Here is a 336-nt window from a genome sequence, read left to right as displayed (position 1 = left end):
GTCCCGGATTTCCTGCACATCGACGCGCAGCGTGATGAACTGGCCGGGTACGACGCATGCTTCTACTGTGCCGGTGCGCCACCGGTCGGCACTGCCGAGGCCGAGTACCGGCGCGTGACCCTGGGCACCACACTGGCAGTGGCCCGCGCCTGGGCTGCGGTGAATCCGCAGGGGTGCTTCCTGTATGTCTCCGGCGCAGGCGCGGACCCGCAGAGCCGGCTGATGCCGCTGCGGGTCAAGGGCGAGACCGAGGTGGCGTTGCAGGCGCTGCCGCTGCGCGCGGTGATGCTGCGTCCGGGCGGGGTCAGGCCGGTGCCGGGGACCGGTACCCGGCAT

At 71.7% G+C, this 336-nt stretch carries 1 pseudogene; it reads left to right on the top strand.

Features of this window, described 5'->3' with window-relative positions:
• Positions 1–336 (top strand): annotated as a pseudogene (locus EN850_RS34695) (epimerase); the annotation flags it as partial.

This window comes from Mesorhizobium sp. M8A.F.Ca.ET.207.01.1.1 (assembly GCF_004794715.1).
Lineage (GTDB): Bacteria > Pseudomonadota > Alphaproteobacteria > Rhizobiales > Rhizobiaceae > Mesorhizobium.
The sequence above is the reverse complement of the archived record's forward strand: the minus strand, read 5'-3'. Positions and strand labels throughout refer to the sequence as shown.